The following is a 4,186-nucleotide window of genomic DNA, read 5'->3' as shown; positions in this document are numbered from 1 at the left end:
TTCAGCAGATACGATAGAACGCTACATTAACGACCCTCATCATGGTTAGACTACAGTGTAGGCGGTTAAAACCGCTCGTGTGGGCTTTCCACCTCGGTCTGAAGACACGAGGCTACCAGCCCTACCGTGTTTCTCTGGTGTGGCAGACGGGGGACTACAGCTTCCGCCACCTCGTCGAACAGCAACGGATGATTCACCCCCGGACGATATTAACCCGCAATTGGGCCATGCAACAGACGAAAGAACAACATCGGACCCAAAGAGTATCCGCAAGCGATCGCATTACCGCCTAAAATTTGTTAGCATGAACTCAAAAATCTCATCCAATCCGATAGACACTCTCAGCAAGCGAGAGAATCGGCTTTTTGAGCAAAAAATTGAGTAAAAATTCTCAGATAAACAACTAAACCCGCCCACAACTTCTACAACTACATGGAGAGTGAATGACAGATTCTTCCTCGATTCAATCGACTAGCGCCTTAACCCGAGAAGCCGTTCAAACCGAAACCGATGCAGACAGCTACCATTTAGCCGTTGCGATCGCCCGGGCCGCAGATGACCGCAAAGGCGGCGATCTAATCGTGTTGCGGGTGTCAGAAGTCTCCTATCTCGCCGACTATTTTATAATCGTCACCGGCTATTCCCGAGTGCAGGTTCGGGCCATTTCCGATGCGATCGCCCATCAAGCCGAACAAGAATGTCAACGGGTTCCCCGGAGAGTCGAAGGACAGTATCATGGCAGTTGGCTAGTTCAAGACTATGGCGACGTGATCGTGCATATCTTGATGCCCACCGAACGAGAGTATTACAATTTAGAGGCATTTTGGGGACATGGCGAACGCCTAGACCTGAGTGCTGAACTCAACGGTGCACAATAATTAACGAGCTAGAGATGAGGGTTTCGTCTGTGTCTGCCTGCCCAGTGCCTCCGGATTGGCAACCGCTCAATGAATATCAAGAGCTTCAGGAGTCCTGTTTTTTTAGCTGGGCGACCCGTGACATCAAAGGCTATCTAAGTAAAATGGCCTGTATTTTGGGACTGTCAGTGGCAGTTTGTGCTCCCGTGGCAGCAGCGAGTTTTCCTCCCGCCAAAGCCTTGGGTCAGTTTATCCTCGGAAGTACCGGGGGTGGCGGATTGATTTTGACCTTAATGCTCTTGAGACTTTACTTTGGGTGGCGCTATGTGCGCGATCGCCTCTTCAATCCCACCATCTTCTATGAAGAATCCGGCTGGTACGACGGTCAAACCTGGCCCAAAACCCCGGAAATCTTAACCCGCGATCGCCTCGTCGTCCGCCATCAAATCCAACCCATCCTCGATCGCCTGCATCGAACCTTTGCCATCCTCGGCATCTTGGTCCTCATCGGTGCGATCGCTTGGAATTTGGTATAAAGGCAGTATCCGGGCAGTTCGTTCCGCGTCTTACCCAAGACCTTGGACCGGCTGACCCTGAACATTGACCCACTCTATCCAATAAGGCATAAAATTTAACCCATGACAATGGGAAAACGTACCGCAGCAGCAGCCCTCGAAGTCCGCTTGCTGCGCGAAGGAATTATTGAATCAGTCCATCACGTCCAGGCCGTCGTTTGTGACAACCGAGGGCGAGTTCTGTCCGTTGCCGGTAACTCAGAAACCACCGCCTTCATCCGCAGCGCCCTCAAACCCTTTCAAGCCCTAGCAGTGACCACCACCGGCACCCTAGAACGCTTCGGTCTTAACGATCGCGACCTCGCCATTATTTGCAGTTCCCACAAAGGAACCATCGAACAGGCGCGGCAAGCCTTTAACGTCCTCTGGCGCTGTGACGTTGATACCACCGCCCTCCACTGTCCCACCCCCCCAGGCAAAGACAGCCCCCTCAGCCATAACTGTTCCGGCAAACACGCCGGAATGTTAGCCGTCTGCAAACAGCGCAATTTTCCCCTGGAAACCTATACCCAGAAGAATCACCCCGTGCAGCGCTTGATTATCACCAAAGTCGCTGAACTGCTGCGAATGCCTGCCGAAGAGTTCATCGGTGCGCGGGATGACTGTGGTGCACCCACCTATCTGATGGAATTAGGGCAAATGGCCTCCCTGTACGCCCATTTGTGTTCGGGGGATAACGTCGATATGGAGCGGATCGTGCGTGCCATGACCCATCATCCCGCCTTAATTTCCGGACCCGGCGAGTTCGATACCGAACTGATGCGCTTAAGCGAAGGGGAACTGGTGAGTAAAGGCGGTGCCGAAGGCGTCCTCTGCATCGGACGAGAAGGAGAAGGCATGGGTTTAGCCATCAAAGTCATGGATGGTAGCAAACGGGCAAAACACGCCGTAGCGATTCACCTACTCAAGCAATTGGGTTGGATCGACCCGGCGATCGCCGAAACCCTCTCAGAAACCCATATCACCCTCAATCCCTATAAACGTCTGGATGTCTTAGGGGAATTATCCATGCTTTAGGTCAGGGATTTTTCTCCTTTAACTGGGGAAATCCGGAAACGACTGAAGTCGTTACTACAAACAGGGGAAAGTATTTCTTTCTAAGTTCGTAGTAACGACTTCAGTCGTTTCTTTTCTTTCTTAACTTCCGGTTCGCTCATTTTTTACCCTACTCCCTGAGATGAGAAACCATAAGAGAAGGATGACCAGAAGCGGAAGGGAGTGAATCCTCCTTTTAACGATTTTTGGGCAGCAGAAGCTATCTTGATTGACCTGACTACTAGGACGCCGGTACAGTATTAGATAAACTATCCCTATCGAAGTCACTCTAGGCGAAGGAAAATAAGAAATCCACCTCACTACAGAGAGGGACAAAAGAGGGATAAGACAAGAAACCCGGTTGTCTTACCTCTACTGTACCGACGCCCTAGTACCCCGTGCAATTTGATGTGAAATGGTGGTCATAGCGCCAAAAGGATAAGTATTTTTTATAAAATGCTTCTGCTAATCTGAGTCAATCTTTCTCAACAGAGGGTAGTGGATTCGCCGATCTTTGGCATAAACTTAAAGATATGGTTCAAAGCAAAACTATAGAGTTTTGCCTTGAATTGTCGTAACAGAACACCTCAAGAGGTAACCCACATGACCCAGAAAGCCACTAAGCTCGTCATTGTCACGGAAAAGTTGCTGATGAAACAGATCTCCAAGATCATCGACGAAGCCGGGGCTGCCGGTTATACGGTGATGCCGGCGGGCGGTAAAGGCAGTCGCAACGTGCGATCGTCGGGACAACCCACCGTTGGCGGCACCGACTCGAATATAAAGATCGAGGTGCTCACCGCCAATCGGGATATCGCCCTGAAGATTTCGGATGAGGTCGCAGCGCAGTTTTTCGACGATTATTCGGGCATCGCCTATATCTGTGACGCGGAGGTACTGCACGCGCACACGTTCTGATTCAAAACTCCAGCAATTCTCATTTTGGCAAGAAGCTGTTCAAGCACTGGGAATCTCGGTATTATGACATCTGAGACAGGACTTACGCAGATTTTGAGAATCTACCCTAAATGTAGAGAACAGAAAGCGAATTGCCGCTACATTTAAAGGTTAATGTTACAGATTGCGTAAGTCCTGGAAGATCATCTTAAGAATATCGTTCAAGGCAAAAGCATAGATGTCTGTCTTCTGTTCGACATCAATGTCAGGTTTGAGCGACCCAGTCTCTCTCCTTGAGACACTCTCTATTCACAGGTGAATTTCAAAACAGGTGTTTCCGTAGCGGCGGGCACTTGTCCTCCACCGCCACACACATTAGATCAGCATAGAGCGGACACCCAATACCTTGACCTACTTAGTGGGGGCCGGCCCCAGAGGAAGGCTGATGGATACAGCCCAAACTGGATAAGGGTTTCAAAATCTGACTCAATAAAACTGGGTCAGGTTTTTCCTTAAGCAGTTTTATGGTTTTTTCTGCCTAACGGTAGCCTCGAAATTGACTTTAATTTGACCAATTTTTAGCCTGAGCCCATACTTGGCTTTAGTTTGTTGTTCTGGGTTGAACTGTTTCTAATGAATATAAAGAGCGGAGTATTGGCGCAATTTAGAAATTAAATGAAGGGTTTATAGAAAACGCCGTAAAACCCACGTGCTTTAGCCGTGGGATATAAGGGGGTTAGCGTAGGTACGTAGCTAACCAATTACTTAGTTTTTTGGTTCTCAACATATCTCTTAATCGTATCCCCAGAAACTGCCCCCGCC

The 4,186-nt window shown here is 49.5% G+C and carries 5 protein-coding genes; all 5 read left to right on the top strand.

The genetic code is table 11. From position 1 onward, the window contains the following. Positions 1 to 137 precede the first annotated feature (137 nt). A complete protein-coding gene (locus J0895_RS12620; RefSeq protein WP_207088445.1) occupies positions 138 to 293 on the top strand; it encodes a hypothetical protein in 156 nt (51 codons plus the stop codon). A 150-nt stretch (positions 294 to 443) separates the two neighbouring features. Beyond that, complete coding sequence (rsfS, locus tag J0895_RS12615; protein WP_207088444.1) at positions 444 to 878, top strand: ribosome silencing factor; 435 nt, start codon at positions 444 to 446, stop codon at positions 876 to 878. 14 nt (positions 879 to 892) lie between these two features. Beyond that, complete coding sequence (locus J0895_RS12610) at positions 893 to 1,393, top strand: CGLD27 family protein (RefSeq protein ID WP_207088443.1); 501 nt, start codon at positions 893 to 895, stop codon at positions 1,391 to 1,393. 102 nt (positions 1,394 to 1,495) lie between these two features. Next, complete coding sequence (locus J0895_RS12605; protein WP_207088442.1) at positions 1,496 to 2,449, top strand: asparaginase; 954 nt, start codon at positions 1,496 to 1,498, stop codon at positions 2,447 to 2,449. A gap of 621 nt (positions 2,450 to 3,070) precedes the next feature. After that, a complete protein-coding gene (locus tag J0895_RS12600; RefSeq protein WP_207088441.1) occupies positions 3,071 to 3,385 on the top strand; it encodes a P-II family nitrogen regulator in 315 nt (104 codons plus the stop codon). Positions 3,386 to 4,186: the final 801 nt, after the last annotated feature.

It is taken from the genome of Phormidium pseudopriestleyi FRX01 (genome assembly GCF_017313335.1).
Classification (GTDB): Bacteria; Cyanobacteriota; Cyanobacteriia; order Cyanobacteriales; family Laspinemataceae; genus Laspinema; species Laspinema pseudopriestleyi.
The sequence above is the reverse complement of the archived record's forward strand: the minus strand, read 5'-3'. Positions and strand labels throughout refer to the sequence as shown.